Below are 19,152 nucleotides of genomic sequence, written 5' to 3' on the forward strand. Positions count from 1 at the left end.
ATTAGAGAAGTGCTACACTGCTCTAATGTAAATTTTCTTTATAACTTTATTATTAATTGTCTATTATAGTTATCACACTTATGAATCACAACTTAAAGCATCTCCATCCTTATCCATTCGCAAAGATGGCAACCTTGCTTGCCGATAGCAAGCCTGCCAACGGTTACAGTGAAATAAAGCTCGGTATTGGTGAGCCAAAACATGAGCCTCCTGCATTTGTGCTGGACGTCCTACGCGAAAACTTGGACAAAATAAGTCGTTATCCAACAACAAACGGTATGTTTGAGCTGCGCCAAACCATCGCCCACTGGTTAGAGAAGCGGTTTTTTCTAAATCACGTCGATGCCAATACTCAAGTATTACCCGTGATGGGTACGCGTGAAGCGATTTTTAGCTTCGTACAAGCAGTCGTTGATCATGATGTAGCTGACAAAAAGAGCAATGCTCCAGCGTCTAACACATCGCCTACGGTTGTCATGCCCAACCCGTTTTATCAGATATATGAAGGCGCAGCGATACTGGCACAGGCAACACCTTACTTTGTCCCTTGTACATCAGATAATGACTACAAAGGTGACTATCGCGCGGTACCAAAAGACGTTTGGATGCGCACACAGCTCTTGTTTGTCTGTAGCCCAAACAATCCAACAGGCGCGGTCATGACAATGGATGATTGGGAATACCTCATTCGTCTGTCAGATCAGTACGGTTTTATTATTGCCAGTGACGAGTGTTATAGCGAACTGTATTTTGATACAGCTCCGATTGGATTGCTCCAAGCCTGTGCGGCCCTTGGTCGCCGTGATTTCAAAAACTGTATCGTGTTCCACTCTCTATCCAAACGTTCAAACCTACCGGGTTTGCGCTCTGGATTTGTGGCTGGTGATGCCAAAATTTTGCAGGCTTATTTGCAATATCGTACTTACCAAGGTTGTGCGATGCCGATACCACATCAGCTCGCCTCTATCGCTGCGTGGCAAGACGAAAAACACGTCGCTCATAATCGCGCGCTATACCAAGAAAAGTTTGCCCTATGGATGTCTGAGCTTGGGGAATTGCTAGAGTTACGTATGCCTGATGCTGGGTTTTACTTTTGGGTCAAAGTGCCTGAGCAGTTCGATGGTGATGATGAAATCTTTGTCAAAGCGCTGTATGAGCAAGCCAATATTCATGCATTGGCAGGACGTTATTTGTCACGTGAAGTTGATGGTCATAATCCTGGACAAGGTTATGTGCGTATCGCTCTGGTCGCGAGTGTCGATGAGAGCCGAGAAGCAATCAGTCGTATCCGCCAATTGTTAGGTGCTTAAAGCTAATTAGAAAAATCTAATGTAGCTGGAATAAATGTCGCAGTAGCAAAAAGCCTCCAATAACCACAATATAAATAGGGTTATTGGAGGCTTTTTGTTTTATTAATGCTATAGTAAAGTCTCTACCGAAAATATGCCATCAAGGATGATGCCGTGCCCCATCTTGACTTTAGCCAACCGCCCTTTGACGTACTGAGCTTAGCCGAGCGTCAAAGCATTAGAAAAAACACACAAATACGCTACCTTGCCAAAAACGAGAGCTTGCCTGCAGAAGAACTGCAATGTCTATATGTGGTCATCAAAGGGCAAATCGAGCAATCACTAGATGGTGAGTTTGTCGCGTCCTATGTAGGTAGCAATCATGCTGACGGTCTGAACAATAATGATTGGTTTGATAGCCGCCGCCTACCTGAATCACTTACCAAGGATAATCAGCTAGAGCATGAAAGTACACCTATACAGCCCTATCAATTCCGCGCCAATGAAGAAACGTTACTGCTCCAAGTCTCTGGCACTGCTATCGATAAAATCAGCGCGCAAAATCATCTGGTACGCCAAATGCTATCAGACAAGTTGCCTGAACGATTAAAAGCATTGCGCCAGCGACGTCATAATAGAACGCTAGAGCCTGCCAGCTACACCAACCAACAAGAAGTACAGCAGATCATGCTACAACCAGTGATAGATATTCATCTGTTGCCAGTGCATATCGTCGATGCCAATGACAGCTTGTACGAAGCGGCCCGCATCATGACCAAAGCTGGATTAAAACATGTACTGGTCCAACCGCTACATGGCTTAAGTGGCTCACAAACAGCGCAACATGAGACAAGATTACTTTTAGGGATTTTGACCGATACTGATATCTGCCGCGCGGTGAGTGACAGACAAGATCCAGCTATCACCCCTTGCCAGCGCTATGCAAATTTTAATCTACGTACGATCAAAGCCAGTGATGAGATTGGCGATGCGCTGCTGACCATGACTCGCTATCGTATTCATAGGCTGCCAGTCATTGATAAGAGTGGCGATGTCGTCGGTGTGCTTGGGCAAAGTGATATGCTCGCGCACATTGGCCATCACTCACAGCTGATTAGTATTCAAATCGAACAGGCACAAGATCTATCGAGCCTAGATACTGCTGTTGAGCTGATCGGTCGCTATATTCGTGCACAGCATCATAATGGTGTCAAAATCGGCAATATCAGTCGTATGGTACAGACGCTAAATGCGCAGGTATTTACCAAACTATGGCAGCTAATCGTACCTGATGAAGTGATGGCCAATACTTGCCTAATCGTTATGGGTTCAGAAGGGCGCGGTGAGCAAATCATGCGTACCGATCAAGACAATGCGCTCATCATTCGTGATGGCTATACGCATCCTGACCTAGCACAGTTCGCTGATACTTTTAATAGCCATTTAGCAACGCTTGGCTACCCACTGTGTGATGGTAATATCATGATGACCAATCCTATGTGGCGACAACCGCTCAAGCAATTCACTGCGCAAATTGGCCTATGGTTTAGGAACTCTGACCCGATGCATGGTATTTACTTGTCTGCGATACTAGATGGTGAATACGTCTGCGGCGATGAGTCACTGCTCACACAAGTACGTCAGCACTTAGAACTTGCTCATCAACAAGCAGATCCTATGTTTGTCAGGCAGTTTGCACGGGCAGCGCTACAGTTTGGCGATGTTAATCAATGGTGGCAGAAGTTTGTACCTTTACTAGGTGGTAAATCAGCATCATCCGATATTGACCTAAAAAAAGCTGGTATCTTTCCCTTGGTTCATGGTATCCGCACTTTAGCATTAGAAAACAATGTGCTCGATGTGCCTAGTACCAAGGCGCGTTTAAAGGCTCTGGTACAGGTTGATGCTATGACTCAAGAACGTGCCGATACTTTACTAGAAGCGCTAGAGTTTTTTATGGCGCAGCGCTTATCTGTGGCCCTCTCAACCGACGATAAGCATGCACGGCAAGTAGATCCAACGACTTTGACCGCACTTGAACGCGACCTGCTCAAAGAGTGTCTGGCCGTGGTCAAAAGCTTTAAAAATCAGTTGCGTCAACACTATCAACTAGAAATCGCATAAATGTGGCAGTCTTAATATAGAGACTTCATAAATAGAGAAATTTTATAAATACAAAAATAATATATAGATGAGCGATTAATATGAGCTGGTTACAGCAGTTATCTTGTGCTTGGCAAAAGACGCAATTGCAGCGTCCAGAGCTGGCCTCAATGTTTACGACACCTTCGGCTGAGCAGTGGGTGGCGATTGATTGCGAGATGACAGGGCTGAACCCCAAGAAGCATCACCTGCTGTCTGTAGCAGTGATACATATTAATGGCAATACCATCGACACAGGTAATGGTATGCATTTGGTTTGCAGTCCTCCTGTAATGCCAGACCGCGACACTATTGTCATCCATGGCCTACGTACCGCCGACGTTGAACATGGCATGAGTTACGATGACATGTTGGCACTACTACTACCATTCATAGGTAATCGACCAATCGTTGGATTCTGTACACAGCTAGACATGGCTTTTTTGAATCCTTTGGTTAAACGCTATATGGGAACCCCGCTACCAAACGAAGTCATAGATTTGCGTCATCTGTACAGTCGGCGTATCAGTGGTCACACACAAGGGCTTTCTGGCCAAGCCCAACATCTGACTCGCATATTAGCCCATTACAATATTCCTGAACTGGGCGCGCATGATGCTTATAACGATGCTGTTATGACGGCGATGGCTTTTTTACATGTGCGTTAGCAGCAAGTCATGCTCTCAGTTCAATCTATAGTTAGCGTTAGTTATCTAAATAAGGGCGTCATTATCGCTAGGGCGTGTCCTCATTTTGAAAATGGTGATAAAAATGAAGTAAATGGTAGTCAAACAAGGAAAGGAGTACAGATAATATCGAGATATTAGCCAGCTACTTGACGCAGTTTGGCAAAGATTTAGCCATTTTTAGCCCATTTAAATTTTATTGTTCAGATTGATGACACGCCCTAAAATTGTGCTGCTGGCATCGTGCGCGAAAACAGCAACTCATGTTACCATAGGCTGTTTTTGCCACCTGATGAAAGATGCTCATGCGATACCCTTCTAAACGCCGTCATTACTCTACTGCTGCAACCAAAATTGATACGCTTTGTCGTCATTTGCGACCGCTGAACCAACCTAGTAAACGTCTATCTAGGTTAGCGTTATTGGCAGCAGTTATAGTAGCGCCAATACATGCTCAAGCCGTGTTACCAGCAGCCATTCAAAAAGCCTTGGCACGTGCCGATTTGACAGAAGCGGATATCAGTATCGTTATTACACCTGTAGGTGACAAGACTGCCAGCCGTCTGCCTGCTCCTATTCAAGTCATTGATAGTGATGAACCTGACAGCCAATCTGCAACTACTATAGTATCTGAGCATCCAGTTACGAACGCCTCTACGGATACAAGTACCAGCGACCCGAGCCACCAGAACGTCTTAATTACCATAGAGCAGCGCACTATTGAGAAGCACGAGCGAAAGATACATACCTATACCGATGACCCTTATACTTATCAGAGCGTAGAGAGCATTCCAACGGTTATTCCTGACGAACCTCAGCATACGCTTGATCAGAATGCCAAGGCCCAAGATACTGAGAGCAATAATAAAGCCTCTATAAAGATTTCATTTTCGCCTTTGCTAGATCACCAGTCTGACATCCCTCGTACGCCTGCAAGCACCATGAAACTCGTGCCTAGCTTTATCGCTTTGGACACTTTAGGGGCAGATTTTGTGTGGCATACACGGGTTTATCACACAGGTATTGTCATCGGCAACCGTCTACATGGTGACTTGATTATTCAAGGTAGTGGCGACCCAAAAATGACCCACGAGCGTTTAAAGCAGTTACTGTATAAAGTGCAAGCATCCGGTATTCGTCATATCGATGGTGACATCATCATCGACAGCGCAGTTTTTAACAATGTTAGTAAAGATCCTGCCGCCTTTGACAACTCACCTCTACGCCCTTATAACGCCAGCCCTGATGGGTTTTTGGTTAACTTTAGCACCATTGGTATCAAAACTTACCCTCAAGATAATGGCCAAGCAAGTGTGACCTATAAGCCGCGGTTAGCCAACTATCAGCTGCCTGCTACAATCAATACCCGTGCAGCCAGTTGTGGGCAAGCAAGCTATAGCCTAGCGCCGCAGTGGCAAAACACGCAGCTCGTATTAAATGCCAGTCTGCCAGAGAGCTGCGGTGAGCATGTCTTTTACGTGGCATATCCTAATGCCAAAGAGTTTGCCGCACACGTCATCGCTGCCAAATGGCAAGCGTTGGGGAATACTTTGAGTGGGCAGGTCATCTCACAAGAAACCCCTTACGATATGACCAAGACGACAAAACGAGCGCACGGCCTTACGGCTATCGCGATGTCTCCTCTACCTATGGTCAGCTATCCGTCGTTGAATTTAACCGAGCAGATTCATGACATTAACCACTTCTCAAACAATGTCATGGCTGAGCAAGTCGCGCTATCTATAGGCGCTTACGATAAAGGAAGGCTGACTCATTCAATACCTTCTAGTACAACTGCGACTAGTCCAAGCAGTCATGAAGCCAGTGCTAGTAACGAGATGGATAACAAAGTAGCGGCTGTTAAATCTAGTGGCAAAAAGTCTGATAGCTTATATCAGTTTGGTAAACCTGCTACGACAGACTATCCAGCAGCCTTACAAACCATCAATCAATGGTGGCAAACCAATCTCAGTACACCACCGCCTCACTTGACCAATGGCTCAGGACTCTGCCGTGAGTGTACTATCACTGCCGCCAACCTAAGCGAGCTACTGACTTACGCTTATAGTCGACCAAATTTCGAAGCCTATGTCGACTCGTTAGGGGTCGCTGGGGTTAGTGGTACTATTGCCGCCCATAGCGATCGCTTGCCTGAATCAACAGCCACTGGCCGCGCATGGATAAAAACTGGCACGTTAAATAACGTCACTTCAATGGCAGGTTATGTCAAAGGACTGTCAGGACAGGATTACGTTGTCGTTGGTATAATTAATACTAATCAAGCATTAAATCCTTATGCAGCGCATCCTGTGTTAGATGCCATGCTCGACTGGACGGCACAGCGCTGATTTTAACGCTTTAAGACGTTGTATCATCCATACTCTATTTTTTACCTTTATAAAGGTTAGCTTATGTTACGCCAGACAACCAGTCTCAACAAACCTCAGACGCTTACACAAGTGCAGCCTAAACTGGCTCGATATATTGGTTTTTTTGCGATTGGATACACGCTTGCCAGTACCATATTTATGATGATACAGACCAAGCTTGCGCTCAATCCACAATTGGTCATGGTGGTTTCTATTATCGTGGGTGCTTATATCGCTGTCAGTAAATTTATCAAACATCAGAAGCGAGCATTAGCGCGAGATGAGATTAATAAATTGATGTTAGGTGGGGTTGTGACTGTCTGGATGCTGACTGTCATTTATTTTTCAGCCATCTGGTTTTGGCTGTTTGATACGATAAGCCGTGAGGTATTGTTTGAGATGGCGATGCAGCGTCCACTGCCCCTGCTTTCATCACTAATGCTAATGCTGGTTCTCACTCTAGTCAGTGCGCGAATCAGTCTATGGTCTATCAATCGATTATTAGACCCTATACGCAAATCAACGTAAGTACAAACCATCATCTACAAGGTGCTACAAAGTTTTCCCCTGCTAATGCGTAAAATCCGTTAGGCTAAGTTTAGGGCGTGTCATTATTTTAAGAATAGTATTAAAAATGAGACAAAGTAAGATGCGCCCTAGTAAGTAGTATTTTAGCGATGACTTGTTTTACCTTTATAATAGGAGCGAACATTATGGACATGATCTTTTTTGATAACATAGACAAGCTTGGTCGTATTGTTTTGACGACTGTTATGGTTTACGTGTTGATCGTGACAGTCACCAAAGTCTCTGGCAAACGCTCAACGTCACAGCTCAACAACTTCGATTGGATCGTTACGGTCATGATCGGCTCGTTGGGTGCCAGTACGATTTTGCTCAAAGACATTCCCTTTGTTGAAGGGGTGTCTTCTATTTTAGTATTGTACCTATTGCAATTTGTGGTTACCAAATATGCGTCTGTTTCACCGCAATTTAGTAACTTTATTTTATCAGAGCCGCGTATCGTTTTTTATCAAGGGCAATTTTTGCCAGATGCCATGCGTGATGAGCGTTTGACGCGTCAAGAAATCGAATGTGCCATGCGTTCTGAAGGGATTAATAGTTTTGATGATGTCGAAGCTATTGTTTTTGAGTCTGATGCAAAATTGACTGTCATTCCAAAGCCAAGCCAAGCGGACGATCAAAGCGCAAGTAGCAACGTATCAGAGACGATTAACCCTCTGATGTAAATTGCAGACAATGAAGAACGAGCGATACAACTATTAAGAGCACGCCCTAGTAAGCGTGAATTCAATTATCGAGATGGTAAGCATTATGAAAGTAAGGATTTTGACCGTTGGCAATAAAATGCCTAGCTGGGTACAGACGGGTTTTGACGAGTATTACAAACGCATTCAACCGATGCTAAGCACAGAAATTGTCGAAATTGCGGCAGCCAAGCGGGCAAAAAACCCTTCAGATGCTAATTTGGCACAGTACCGTGAGCAGGAAGGTCAGGCTATATTAGCCGCTCATAATGCATCAAGCCGAGAGCAATTGTGGGTATTAGATGTCAAAGGCAAGATGATTTCGACAGAAGGACTGGCTGATAAGCTCTCTGATGGCATGCTGCAAGGCGATGATATTGCCTTGGTCATCGGCGGTGCAGATGGTGTCTCGCCAGAAGTATTGGCAAAGGCTGATGCAAAGTTATCACTATCAGCACTGACATTGCCACATCCGCTAGTACGCGTCGTACTTATGGAACAATTGTATCGCGCGATGAGTATCAACAATAACCACCCTTATCACCGTGGTAATTAAATAAAATACTAATCTATTTTTTGATTCAAAACATCAACCCTAAAATAGATTGAAATACTGGCGCACGCCCTAATAAATGCAACATGAAATATCCAAAATGTGCGACACCCAACGCCTCTAAGCCCTCTCATCAACGTGATGACCATCATAGTGTGCAGACGCCTATCACAGCGGCTGCCGCATGGGAAAATACGTCTGATGTAGCGACGAATACATCTAAGCTACCAGCGCTCTTTATCTCGCATGGCGCGCCTACGCTTGCAATTGAGCAGTCTGCGACGACCAGTGCACTGGCACGTATCGGTCAAAACTTACCTAAGCCACGTGCCATCGTCATTATGTCAGCGCATTGGCAGTCAGCAAAGCTAGAGATTAGTAGTAATCCACAGCCAAAGACGTGGCATGATTTTTCAGGATTTTCGCCTGAACTTTACGACATTCAGTATCCTGCTATAGGTCAGCCAGCACTGGCTGAGACACTTACACAGCAGCTGACCGCACGTGGCATTACTTGTAGTGTCAATCCAGTACGTGCCTGTGACCATGGTGTGTGGGCGCCGCTCAGACATCTGTACCCAGAAGCCGATGTGCCTATCGTACAGATATCACTGCCGCAGCATTATGACAGTATCGCCTGCTATCAGTTAGGCGCGCAGTTGGCACATCTGCGTGATGAGCAAATCCTCGTCATTGGCTCAGGTAACATTACGCACAATTTACAAGCATTGCGTTGGGAAGCCGACAGCATCGATCAAGCAGCCAAAACGTTTAAGCAATGGTTGTTGCAGCAGCTCAAAATAGACATTCCCACGGCGCTCGATTGGCAGCAGTACCCAGACTACAAGGACATTCATCCAAGTGATGAGCACTTGCTACCACTGTTTTTTGCACTAGGTACTGGTCAGCGTGTCTCTGTCGTTCATCAAAGTATGGCTCATCATAGTTTGGGTATGGATATTTACCGCTTTGATTGAGTGCTATCAATCCAAACCATAGATCTCAATCCTACTTCTCAAAAGCGTGTTTGGTAAATAAACCTGCACGCTCCATCTCGCCCGCCACGCTGAATAATGTCGCTTCATCATTCATGCGCCCGATTAATTGCATACCAATCGGTAAGCCTTCTTTACTCATACCAAGGGGTACTGACATCGCGGGTAATCCTGTAACATTACCCAATAACGTAAAGCCCATCTTACCTAATACAGGTGCACTGAGCTTTTCAATCATGCCTGAGCTAAAGGCATATCTACCCATATTAAAGCCCTTGTTAAGCACCTCGGCGCTACGCATCATCATCTCATCCATACGGCTAGGCGGTAGTACACCATGCTTTACCGCAGGCGTGGGCACAGTCGGGCACAAAATCATATCGTAGTCTTCTAGTAATAGCCCCGTCTGATACTGGCTATAATGCCAGCCATGTTTGGCATGTGCCAAATCAACCGCTGATAGCGAACGCCCAAGCAGTGCCATATTATAAGTTTGTGGCTCTAGGTTTTTGATGTGGTCAGTACCAAACTCACGCTCGATATTATCAATCGTAAAAGCCGTATGCGCGCAGACCACAACGATAAAGTCATGCCAAAACTGCTCGATATTGATGTTTGGCTCGGCTGGTACTACTTCATGACCCATAGACTCTAATTGCTTAGCCGTTTGATCAAGTACCGCCAGCACCTCTTTGTCCACTGTCGTATTGGCTATCAAAGGCTGCTGATGCAAAGCGATTTTTAGCTTTCGCGGTGCACGCATTGCCGCTTGCAGAAAGGTGCCGTTTGGCGGAGCTATAATGTAAGGGGCGCCAATCTCTGCTCCACTAGTTGCATCTAGCATCGCTGCACTATCGCGCACTGAGCGCGTAATCACATGGTCAGCCACGGCCCCCTCCCAGCCTTCACCAAGATTAGGGCCCATTGGATTACGTCCACGGCTTGGCTTTAACCCAAACGTACCGCACCAAGCAGATGGGAAACGTATGGAGCCGCCACCATCACCGCCGCCTGCCATCGGGACAATACCGCTCGCAACTGCTGCTGCACTACCTCCTGACGAGCCGCCAGAGCTGTAGCCTTTTTTAAAAGGATTATGAGTAGCACCATGCGCTTTTGGCTCAGTGGTGATAATCAAACCAAACTCAGGAGTATTAGTCTTGCCAAAAGTATTAACGCCTGTCGCTTTCATCCGTTTGACGATTTCACTGTCTTTTTCTGAAATAATATTGACACTGCGACTGCCCATCGTAATCGGCTCGTCGGCGAAGCTAAATGATAAATCTTTTAGCAAATACGGCACGCCAGTAAATACACCTGAAGGCAAACCCGCCTGCGCAGCATTGTAAGCACGCTCATCAAATCGATGCACAATGGCATTTAGCTTAGGGTTGATTTGATTGGCTTGATGGACAGCAGCGTCTAGCAATTCCTTTGCACTGACCTCACCTGAGTTGACCAATGCTGCTAAGGCGAGACCATCATACTGAGTATATTCTTTAAACATAACTAACCTTCCCTAGTTTGATAGTGTTTAATAAGATTAAATTTTACATTCTTAATTATAGTTACACATAAAAAAAGTCAAACAACTTTGCTCGACTTTTCTATTATTCAAAAATTTATTTCAATTCGAACTGAACAAACCTATTCCACTCTTCAATTGCATTGTTTATAGATTTTTGATGATTTTTAATTCCCTGGTTTTGTTCTTCAACAAAGTCGTTAATACAAATTTGATATTTATTAACGTCATCGACAAACCTATTGTACTGGGCTTCGGATGTAAAATTGTAGGGCTTACTAGGCTTAGAGCAGTACATATGCTTTTGGAACGTATCAGCAAACGCTATATCGTAGATACCTAAAGACATAATGATAATAATGGATACCAATTTCTTCATAAAACCTTCCTATATATTCAGCAGGTGCAGTTAATACTTTTGATACTTATTCTAATATGAACAATTAAAGATAACTAATTAAAACCAGTTTTTAAGGATAGTATTTATCTACATCAATAGTTCACGCTTACCACTTTTGCCCATAGAGCTGACCAATCCAGCTTCTTCCATAGAATCGACAATACGCGCTGCACGGTTGTAGCCGATGCTGAATTTACGCTGAATGCTTGAGGCAGACACTTTACGTGTTTCCATGATAAAGGCCACGGCATCATTATATAAATCATCATCTTCACCAGAAGCATTGGCTGTACTACCACCGCCCGGGCTAGACAATTCAAAATTGCCTGCCATATTGTCAATATAATCAGGGGCGCCGCGCTCACGCCAAGCGTCACAGACACGGTTAACTTCTTCGTCACTGACATAAGCACCATGCACACGATCTGGCTCAATTTGCCCTGGCCCTAAGAACAACATATCGCCGTTACCTAGCATATCCTCAGCACCGCCACTATCCAAAATCGTACGTGAATCGACTTTTGAGTTGACTCGTAGTGCTGCACGCACTGGGATGTTGGCTTTAATCAAACCTGTAATGACATCGACGGACGGACGCTGAGTCGCTAGCATTAAATGAATACCTGCAGCACGCGATTTTTGCGCCAAACGTGTGATGAGCTCTTCGGCTTGTTTACCGACCTGCATAATCATATCGGCGAACTCATCCGCGACAATGACAATCATGGGTAAGGTTTTTAACTTGGGTGCTTGGCTAATACTTACGCTGTCATTCGGTCGCCATAGAGGATCGAGCATTGGATTGCCTGATTTCTCCGCCGCGATGACCTTCTTATTAAACTCATTGAGCTTACGAACCTTTAGCAAGCTCATTAGCTGATAGCGACGTTCCATCTCGGCCACACACCATGACAAGCTACTAGCCGCTTCCGTCATATCGGTGACTACTGGCGTTAGCAAATGCGGAATATCATTATAGTTAGCAAGCTCAAGCTGCTTTGGATCAATCAAGATAAGACGTAGCTCATTGGGTGTATATTTAAGTAGCATCGATAGTAGCATCGAGTTGACCAATACTGATTTACCAGAGCCTGTGGTACCAGCGACTAGCATATGCGGCGCACGCGCAAGGTCGGTAATGATTGGGTTACCACCGATGTCTTTGCCCATCGCCATGCTAATCTGCGCTTTAGGATCTTTGAACGTTTCGGTATTGAGCAGTTCAATCAAGCGTACCATTTCACGTTTCTTGTTAGGTACTTCGATACCGATGTAAGGCTTGCCTGGAATCACTTCTACCACACGCAAAGATGCCATCGATAGTGAACGCGCTAAATCACGCGAGATACCTGTGACTTTACTAGCCTTCACCCCAGCAGCCAGCTCTACTTCAAAACGGGTGACAACAGGGCCAGGAATAGCATTAACCACAGAAGCCTTTACATTAAATTCTTGTAGCTTAATTTCTAACAACTCAGACAGTTTTTCAAGCTCAGCCACAGTGTAGCTAGGCTTGCGGTCAGGATCAGGCTTATCCAATATAGACACTTCTGGAATAGGCGTCAGGCTGCTGCGATAAGCTGCCGTTTGCATCGAGCGCGACTTTTGACTGAAGGCTGCGTCATCACTAATGTGCGGCATGACCGGTACATTGGTGTCGTCATCACTGTCATCCTCTGGCATCATATCAGTGATATGGTTGCTACTATCGCCCTCTGGGACAGCAAAGCTAACAGATGGTTGCACGGACGCTTTCGGCTCAGGCTGTACATTTGAGACTGGGCTAGTCACTTCCACCGTTGGCGCTGCTTTTGGATTGGCAGGAGGCGTATTAGTTGGTGTCATGTCTGAAACATCTGACAATGCAGGCTGAGTCTCTACTGTTACCGGAGCGACTTCAGGCTCAGAGACTATTGACGCCTTATTAGTCTGTGGCAACTCTGCAGGCATATCAGACTGCTGATTGGTTAAATCCTGTGCAAAGCTAATAGGCTCTTCTACGATAGGTTCTGGAGTCTTCTCTGGTACGATTAGCTCAGCTGCTACGGTTTCCTGAACAGGCTTAGAGTCTTCATACTTTTCTACAACAGATTCTGTAGGTTCTGGTATATCAGCATGCTCTGCCAACCATGCTTCTGCCAACTTATCTACTTCCGCAGTCTCATATGTCGTAGAGATTTTAGGATCAGCAGGTTCAACGACTGGCTGACTGGCCAAATCGCTGTGCACTGACTCATCAACTGATTCCGTCGTGGTAGTTACTACAGTAGCAGGTACTGCTTTCTCTAACGATGCTGTGGCACTAGTACCCGTTTGGGAATAGTTGGGTACAGGCATAGCGGAACTGCTCATGCCATTAGCACTGTAAGCCATCTGCTCACTTGCTAGTAAGTCATCGACCGTACTGGCATCATTCCACGCAAAGCTTGGCTCAACTTTGCGAGCAACAGGTGCGGTCAAGTTTGAAACTAATGGCTGGACTGTACTATTAACCGTATTGTCAGTAGAGTTATTAATCGAGCCTATATCGGTATTTGCCTGCTCATTTTTGACATTACTAGGTGTTGCCGCTGCTTTCGCTGCGATGACAGAGGCTTTGACACTATCTGCCAATCCTGATGTTGCCAAAAAGTCTGACAATACACTACCGAAACGTCCACTACTGCTGACGTCTTGAGCACCGCTAGTATTTTCCGCAGACTGTAACTCAAGTGGCAGCTGCTCATGCTCTACTTTTTTATCTACCGATTTATCTAATTTCTGGCTATCATCTTGTGATGCAATGCTCGGTTCAGTAGCGTTGATAGCATCCTGACTTTTTACACCTGAACCAAGCCACGACAGTGCACGAACCTTTTGATATATCGTCATCCAATGGATATTAAAGGCAAACGTAGCAGTAATCACAACGAATACTGCTAAGAAAACCACACTCCCCCACTGCGATAGCAGCTGTGCCAAACGCGCCTGTAATTCTAGCCCGATAATACCACCAGCGACACCTTCGAGACCGATTGCGTCAGGGTTCGTGACTTGTTGGACTAAAGAGACCAATTGTGCAAATAATGCGCTAGCACTTAATAGCAAAAACACATAAGCGACCAATCGCATGAGCCAAAACGTTGGCTTGTTTTCCCACCAAATCAAGATAGATTCATAAACCACAAATGCCAAAAACCACCAAGCACCAAACCCAAAAAAGCTATAAAGCAAATCGGATAACCATGCACCTGCCTCGCCGCCCATGTTATTAATCGTGGTCATGTCACTACTGATGTGCGACCAGCTAGGATCGTTGCCTGTATAAGTCATCAAAATGACAAACAGATAAACGGCCAGTATTAACCCAAGGAGGGTAAACATTCCCTTTTTTAAATACTCAATAAGCGGTGCTGATATCACGTAAGATCTGCCTTGTTATTAATACTAAATGGTCGCCAATGCATGACTAAGCCTAATCATGCTGACATAAAGTGTTGACATAAATGTACCGAGCGAAGTGTTTGTTTGGCATGTGCCGATCATAGAGCCTTGAAACAACCGTTATCGCTTGGCTCCTACTACACTTGGCATAACTTCTTATAATAACAAATACATAGGTGCAGTGGCGACAGTCTTATCAAGAAAGCGTGTAAGAAAGTAAATCAGTAGACACTTTACGTAAGAAAACAGCTGGTTAGCGAAACACGAGTGGCAACATATGGCTAACTGTATTGCCTAAATTCTATAAAATAGTCTTTGTTTTCGCACTTATGTTCCAAAGTTATTTATTCTTTGATTCTAATGATACCTGTGTTTGTTTTAGCAAACTTGCACTTTGTGCGCTGTGCCCTTATGTTATTATCACACAGCAATTAGAAGAAGCATATTCGTAGTCATTTTTGATATTCCTCTTTTATTATATTTATAACTTACATTTTTAATTCGTATATTTAGCAAGGAACAACTCATGGCAACTGACACTACTGCTCCACGTCACGAAAAGCTCATTATTTTAGGCTCAGGCCCTGCTGGCTACTCTGCCGCAGTCTATGCAGCGCGCGCCAACCTCAAGCCAGTTATGGTTACTGGCATGGAAGTCGGTGGACAATTAACCACCACTACCGAAGTCGACAACTGGCCTGGCGATGCGCATGATTTGACAGGTCCTGCATTGATGGAACGGATGAAAGCGCACGCTGAACGTTTCGGCACTGAGCTGGTCTACGATCATATCAACGAAGTAAACCTAAACGAGCGTCCTTTTCAATTGACAGGTAACAACGGTAGCTATACTTGTGATGCGCTCATTATCTCAACTGGTGCCTCTGCACAGTACTTGGGACTAGAATCAGAGACTAAGTTCAGAGGGCTTGGTGTATCAGCCTGCGCCACTTGTGATGGTTTCTTTTATAAAAACCAAAAAGTTGCGGTGATTGGTGGTGGTAATACAGCGGTTGAAGAAGCTTTGTACTTATCTAATATTGCGTCTGAAGTGACCTTAGTGCATCGCCGTGACAGCTTACGCTCTGAAAAAATCTTGCAAGACAAGCTGTTTGAAAAAGCCAAAAATGGCAATGTCAAAATCGAATGGAACCACCAAGTGAAAGAAGTGGTCGGTGATGACATGGGCGTCAATGGTGTCGTCATCGAATCTATGATTGATGGCAGCACCAAAGAACTAGATACAATGGGTATGTTTGTTGCTATTGGTCATAAGCCAAATACTGACTTGTTCAAAGGTCAATTAGACATGAAGGATGGCTACCTGATCGTTAATAGTGGCTTGAATGGTAATGCCACTCAGACCAGTATCGAAGGTGTGTTTGCCGCAGGTGACGTAGCCGATCACGTCTACCGTCAAGCCATCACTTCTGCTGGTACAGGCTGTATGGCTGCGCTGGATGCTGAAAAGTACTTGGATGCACTGGGCGAAACCGTCGCTCGTGATCACACTTACGATTCAACCTTAACTGCAGATAAAGAAGCCTAAATGGGCAACTTTACTCAACAGCACGATAAACACATCACGCCTGAGACTTTAAAAAGTCTTGGGCGTTATGACTTTCCTGATCCCATTTCTATCGATCCTGATGGCATTGGCATCGTCGCTATGGGCGGTGATCTGGCACCCGAAACGCTGATATCAGCCTATGCTCAAGGGCTGTTTCCTTGGTCTAACGAAGATGAGCCTATTGCTTGGTGGTGTCCCGAGCCGCGTTGTGTGATCATCCCATCTGCCTATCAACCGAGTAAGTCTCTACGTAAGCAAGCAAATCGCGAACGTTGGCAAGTGACGCTTAATCAAGCTTTTGACGATGTCATACATTCCTGTAGCTTACCACGTAGCGATAGCCTTAATGACAATCAGCCTGAAGGCGAGCATACTTGGATTCATGATGAGATGATCGAAGCTTATACCAAATTGCATGCGCAAGGCTTTGCTCATAGCATTGAAGTTTGGGACGAAGCAGGTCAACTGATTGGCGGATTATACGGGTTAAAAATAAACGGCATCTATTTTGGTGAATCAATGTTTCATCGAGCATCTAATGCGTCAAAGCTAGCGTTTTGGGGTCTGATGCGCTTATGTGAACAAAGTAATGTCGCACTCGTCGACTGTCAGCTACCGAACGATCATTTGATGAGCTTAGGTGCCACTACTTTACCGCGTACTGACTTTTTGACTCAGTTAGACAACCTGATAGGCAGCCAGTCTGCGCTATGGCAAAAGCACTCTCATAAACCGTTAGCTGTATCTTTACTGGATAGCGAATCGCCGTGGCAACTAGAGTTATGATTATCATAACGAAAAAATAAGAGGTTATTATGGCACTTGATACATCGTTTCTATTGATTGGAGAGCTAGCAGCAAAAGCCAATACGACCAAAGATACGGTTCGCCATTACGAGCAATTAGGCCTACTAAAATCTCGCAAGCGTCAGGCAGGCTCACGCCTATATACCGAATTTCATCCAGAATGTATCGAACGCATAGAGCTAATCAAAAGCGCACAAGCTATTGGCTTCACCCTTACCGAAATTAAAAACAGCTTAAACGATTACTATGATGGGCAATTGGATATTGATTTGCAGCTCATGCTGACTCAGCAAAAGCTAGAACAAGTCAGAAAACAGCAAGCCAATATAAGCGTGATGGTAGAGTTATTGAGCGAGCGTATAGATGTTCTCGCACGGATGAAAGCAGACAGCAATTATCAATTAGATACTAATATCTGTAAGAAGAAAATACCATCAAGTTAAACACGATAACGTTGGTTGAGATAAATAATTTATCTTTAAAGAAACTACGCTTATAACTCCTAATGAGAATTTACTCTCTTCACTCACCATAGACATGTTGCATAATGAGTGCATCAACTGCGGACTGATTCGGTGACTTATAATAGCCTTTGCGTCTATGAATGGCTGCAAATGCTTGCTTTTCATATAACGCTATCGCAGCATGATTGTCTGCTCGTACTTCTAACAACAAATTTTCCACCTGATTACTCTGCAATACTTCATGCAACTTATCAATAATTTGTGAAGCAATGCCTTGTCGTTGATAATCAGGATGCGTGCCAATACGCAAAATCTCTGCTTGCTCAAAAATCACTTGATAGAGGCAGTAGCCAATGACTTTATTATTATCGGCTTTATCTTCTTGTTTATAAACTATGAGCATATGCATACTATCTTGCGCGAGCATCTCAGCCAACGTCTGCTCAGTCCATGTGTCGTGCGGCTGTACGAGCGCTTCGATATTTGCAACGGCTTGAAGCGCTTGTTGCCGCTCTGATGTATTGATTGCTAATTTCTTTATAATAAACACCGCTTCTTCCTTTATTTTTCTTATGCAATAAATGCTATCTTATCGTCATTTTTATAATTACTCAGAAATGACATTATTTATGTCATAAATACCCGCTTTCGCGCCTCATATTTAACACTATCTTAGGTATTTCTTTTAATATTGCCAAAATTTTTGTAGAAAACATAAAAAAACTGCTTAGTCCTTATACTTAAGGATTAAGCAGTTCGACAGTATTTGAGCTTCAGCATTCAAGTATTTATCGACGCCTGATGATACCAGTCAAACGTCAATGCACTTAAGAATTGTGATTAAGCATTACTTTTCAGATATTCTAACATGGTATCTGCATCTGATACTTCAAATGGATCTGTTGGACAGTTGTCATCAAAACCCGCTTCTTTAAACACTTTTTTGATTTCTTTATTATCGATATACATCGAATATCGCCATGAACGCATACCAAAGCCAAGATTGCTCTTATCAACCAGCATGCCCATTTTACGAGTGAACTCACCATTGCCGTCAGGAAGCAAGAAAACGTTTTCACGGTTTTGCTTCAGGCCCCATTGGTACATGACAAAGGCATCATTGACAGAAATGCAAACGATTTCGTCTACGCCTAATGCTTTAAATTCATCGTAAAGCGCTTCATAACGAGGTAGATGGCTGATCGAACACGTTGGCGTAAAGGCACCTGGTAGAGAGAAAGCCACCACTTTTTTATTGGCAAATAACTCATCTGTGGTTAAGTCATACCATTTAAATGGGTTGTCTCCGTCGATAGATTCATCACGAACACGAGTCTTAAAAGTCACGTCAGGTACATGGGTAATCATTATTTACTCCGATTTAAGTTATTGTGTTTTTATTTTTAAAATCCTGCCATTATATAATAAGGGTTATAGCTATCTATAAGCAAATCTTTAATCTACTATATATGAAGCAGTCCTTGTAATTTATAGCTTTGGAATTTATTTTTTCAAATGAGAGAAAAACCCTAGTATTTAACCCCTTCTCCTCATTCACGCCCCATAAAAAAAGCCACCCTAGATATGAACTGAACCCCATAAGTTGGACACAACTTTTGGGGTATTTTTATGCGTTACAATCTAGACTTTAAACTCAAAGT

The 19,152-nt window shown here is 44.2% G+C and carries 16 protein-coding genes; 11 read left to right on the forward strand and 5 right to left on the reverse strand.

Features of this window, described 5'->3' with window-relative positions; all coding sequences use genetic code 11:
* Window positions 1-80: 80 nt before the first annotated feature.
* From dapC to QO187_RS11755, 8 genes are all read left to right on the forward strand, one after another.
* Complete coding sequence (gene dapC / locus QO187_RS11720; protein ID WP_102094288.1) at window positions 81-1,310, forward strand: succinyldiaminopimelate transaminase; 1,230 nt, start codon at window positions 81-83, stop codon at window positions 1,308-1,310.
* 153 nt (window positions 1,311-1,463) lie between these two features.
* Window positions 1,464-3,413, forward strand: coding sequence for a DUF294 nucleotidyltransferase-like domain-containing protein (locus tag QO187_RS11725; protein WP_102094289.1), 1,950 nt, complete (start codon window positions 1,464-1,466; stop codon window positions 3,411-3,413).
* Window positions 3,414-3,493: 80 nt separating this feature from the next.
* A complete protein-coding gene (locus tag QO187_RS11730) occupies window positions 3,494-4,099 on the forward strand; it encodes a 3'-5' exonuclease (RefSeq protein ID WP_185156644.1) in 606 nt (201 codons plus the stop codon).
* 323 nt (window positions 4,100-4,422) lie between these two features.
* Window positions 4,423-6,465 carry a D-alanyl-D-alanine carboxypeptidase/D-alanyl-D-alanine-endopeptidase gene (locus QO187_RS11735; protein WP_228153217.1) on the forward strand — a complete coding sequence of 681 codons (2,043 nt, stop codon included), beginning with the start codon at window positions 4,423-4,425 and terminating at the stop codon, window positions 6,463-6,465.
* A 63-nt stretch (window positions 6,466-6,528) separates the two neighbouring features.
* A complete protein-coding gene (locus tag QO187_RS11740) occupies window positions 6,529-7,014 on the forward strand; it encodes an ABZJ_00895 family protein (protein ID WP_102094291.1) in 486 nt (161 codons plus the stop codon).
* A 185-nt stretch (window positions 7,015-7,199) separates the two neighbouring features.
* Window positions 7,200-7,736: a DUF421 domain-containing protein gene (locus QO187_RS11745; RefSeq protein ID WP_102094292.1), complete on the forward strand. Its 537-nt coding sequence runs from the start codon at window positions 7,200-7,202 to the stop codon at window positions 7,734-7,736.
* Window positions 7,737-7,821: 85 nt separating this feature from the next.
* The gene (gene rlmH, locus QO187_RS11750; protein ID WP_101204969.1) at window positions 7,822-8,310 is read left to right on the forward strand and encodes a 23S rRNA (pseudouridine(1915)-N(3))-methyltransferase RlmH; all 489 of its coding nucleotides are present in this window, start codon (window positions 7,822-7,824) and stop codon (window positions 8,308-8,310) included.
* A gap of 83 nt (window positions 8,311-8,393) precedes the next feature.
* Window positions 8,394-9,284 carry a class III extradiol ring-cleavage dioxygenase gene (locus QO187_RS11755; protein ID WP_102094293.1) on the forward strand — a complete coding sequence of 297 codons (891 nt, stop codon included), beginning with the start codon at window positions 8,394-8,396 and terminating at the stop codon, window positions 9,282-9,284.
* 31 nt (window positions 9,285-9,315) lie between these two features.
* Here the strand turns inward: QO187_RS11755 and QO187_RS11760 are convergent, their stop codons facing one another.
* From QO187_RS11760 to QO187_RS11770, 3 genes are all read right to left on the reverse strand, one after another.
* Complete coding sequence (locus QO187_RS11760) at window positions 9,316-10,809, reverse strand: amidase (RefSeq protein WP_102094294.1); 1,494 nt, start codon at window positions 10,807-10,809, stop codon at window positions 9,316-9,318.
* A 115-nt stretch (window positions 10,810-10,924) separates the two neighbouring features.
* Complete coding sequence (locus QO187_RS11765) at window positions 10,925-11,206, reverse strand: hypothetical protein (RefSeq protein WP_102091108.1); 282 nt, start codon at window positions 11,204-11,206, stop codon at window positions 10,925-10,927.
* A gap of 108 nt (window positions 11,207-11,314) precedes the next feature.
* Entirely contained in the window at window positions 11,315-14,629 is a 3,315-nt protein-coding gene (locus QO187_RS11770) for a DNA translocase FtsK 4TM domain-containing protein (RefSeq protein WP_371548435.1), read from the reverse strand.
* Between the two features lie 547 nt (window positions 14,630-15,176).
* Here QO187_RS11770 and trxB point away from each other — a divergent pair.
* Genes trxB through QO187_RS11785 form a run of 3 tightly spaced genes read left to right on the forward strand, consistent with a single transcriptional unit; the run spans window position 15,177 to window position 17,470 of the window.
* Window positions 15,177-16,199 (forward strand): thioredoxin-disulfide reductase, encoded by a 1,023-nt coding sequence (gene trxB / locus QO187_RS11775; protein ID WP_371548436.1) that lies wholly within the window; start codon window positions 15,177-15,179, stop codon window positions 16,197-16,199.
* On the forward strand, window positions 16,200-17,006 hold the full coding sequence (gene aat, locus QO187_RS11780; protein WP_102094295.1) for a leucyl/phenylalanyl-tRNA--protein transferase: 807 nt from the start codon (window positions 16,200-16,202) through the stop codon (window positions 17,004-17,006).
* A gap of 29 nt (window positions 17,007-17,035) precedes the next feature.
* On the forward strand, window positions 17,036-17,470 hold the full coding sequence (locus tag QO187_RS11785) for a MerR family transcriptional regulator (protein WP_102094296.1): 435 nt from the start codon (window positions 17,036-17,038) through the stop codon (window positions 17,468-17,470).
* Window positions 17,471-17,549: 79 nt separating this feature from the next.
* On the opposite strand, the gene rimI is transcribed toward QO187_RS11785, so the two are convergent.
* Together rimI and QO187_RS11795 are read right to left on the reverse strand one after the other, a co-directional pair.
* Window positions 17,550-18,041, reverse strand: coding sequence for a ribosomal protein S18-alanine N-acetyltransferase (rimI, locus tag QO187_RS11790; RefSeq protein WP_228153218.1), 492 nt, complete (start codon window positions 18,039-18,041; stop codon window positions 17,550-17,552).
* 290 nt (window positions 18,042-18,331) lie between these two features.
* Window positions 18,332-18,859 carry a peroxiredoxin gene (locus QO187_RS11795; protein ID WP_102094297.1) on the reverse strand — a complete coding sequence of 176 codons (528 nt, stop codon included), beginning with the start codon at window positions 18,857-18,859 and terminating at the stop codon, window positions 18,332-18,334.
* Window positions 18,860-19,152 lie beyond the last annotated feature (293 nt).

This window comes from Psychrobacter sp. Arc9 (assembly GCF_041431295.1).
Taxonomy (GTDB): Bacteria; Pseudomonadota; Gammaproteobacteria; order Pseudomonadales; family Moraxellaceae; genus Psychrobacter.